Here is a 1,147-nt window from a genome sequence, read left to right on the forward strand (position 1 = left end):
TGCGATAGCCTTCCATATCGATTGTTGAGTAATGAGCGAAAATGTCACCCTCGCGGTCCTCACTCTCAATAAAGCCAAAACCTTTGGAGTTATTGAACCATTTGACTTTTCCGGTTGCCATACATCTACTTCCTTCTTCTATCGAAAAGAATTTTGTTATTATTAGACTTGGTTGTCGTAAGTGTGGTTGAAAATTTCATCATCCAACACCATGTTTTACTCTAGGACACAGAGTATAATAGTCAAGTAGATGTGATGAAAAAATCGACATTTTTGTTAAAAAAATAAACAAAAATTGTCCAGCGAGATTAGACAAATCAGCTATAGTGATAATAGGTTGTTAATTCATGAGCCAGTTTGATCATCAACACGTATATGATGTTGAGGAAGAAAGTAAACACGAACTGAAACCACCCTCGATGTATAAGGTCATATTGAATAATGATGACTATACACCGATGGACTTTGTAATAGAGGTGCTGATAAGGTTTTTTCGTATGAATAACGAAAGAGCCACAGACACGATGTTGCAGGTGCACTATAAAGGGAAAGCGGTGTGTGGGGTTTACTCAGCAGAGATAGCTGAGACAAAAGTGGTGCAGGTCAATCAGTACGCTCGTGAAAACCAGCACCCGTTGCTCTGTACCATGGAGCATGAGTAAGATTCGAGCACAGCCGTAGTACGGTAAGGAGAGTGGTATGTTAAACAAGGCGTTAGAACTTACCTTGAACGATGCGTTCAGACTGGCGCGTGAGCGTCGTCATGAACTAATGACGGTTGAGCATTTGCTCGTGGCTTTGCTCGATAATCCAGACGCAGCCGAAGTTTTGCGCGCGTGCGGACTCAATTTTGAACAACTGAAAGAAGAACTGATTAGTTACATCGACCGCAGCACACCGACCTTTGATGAGCAAGATGATGGCGCCGATACACAACCGACACTCGGATTTCAGCGGGTGTTACAGCGTGCGGTATTTCACGTTCAGTCTTCTGGTAATGCCGAAGTGAGTGGCGCGAACGTGTTGGTGGCGATTTTCAGTGAACAAGAGTCACAAGCCGTCTATTTGCTGAACAAGCATGATATCACTCGTTTAGATATCGTTAATTATATCTCACATGGCATCGCGCGCTCTCAAGACGAGCCAA

3 protein-coding genes are annotated in these 1,147 nt (G+C 43.2%); 2 read left to right on the plus strand and 1 reads right to left on the minus strand.

Annotation, left to right across the window (positions count from 1 at the left end):
* A partial coding sequence (locus OS145_RS08495; protein ID WP_006955958.1) for a cold shock domain-containing protein occupies window positions 1-121 on the minus strand: 121 nt, incomplete at its 3' end.
* 226 nt (window positions 122-347) lie between these two features.
* On the opposite strand from OS145_RS08495, the gene clpS reads away from it, so the two are divergent.
* Both clpS and OS145_RS08505 read left to right on the plus strand, forming a co-directional pair.
* Window positions 348-662, plus strand: coding sequence for an ATP-dependent Clp protease adapter ClpS (clpS, locus tag OS145_RS08500; protein ID WP_006955959.1), 315 nt, complete (start codon window positions 348-350; stop codon window positions 660-662).
* A 37-nt stretch (window positions 663-699) separates the two neighbouring features.
* A partial coding sequence (locus OS145_RS08505) for a Clp protease N-terminal domain-containing protein (protein WP_006955960.1) occupies window positions 700-1,147 on the plus strand: 448 nt, incomplete at its 3' end.

Source organism: Idiomarina baltica OS145, assembly GCF_000152885.1.
In the GTDB taxonomy this organism is placed as follows: Bacteria; Pseudomonadota; Gammaproteobacteria; order Enterobacterales; family Alteromonadaceae; genus Idiomarina; species Idiomarina baltica.

What these genes read in the sequence shown, in the direction of transcription:
- clpS (WP_006955959.1), top strand. Translation starts at nt 348, where the DNA reads ATGAGCCAGTTTGATCATCAACACGTATATGATGTTGAGGAAGAAAGT.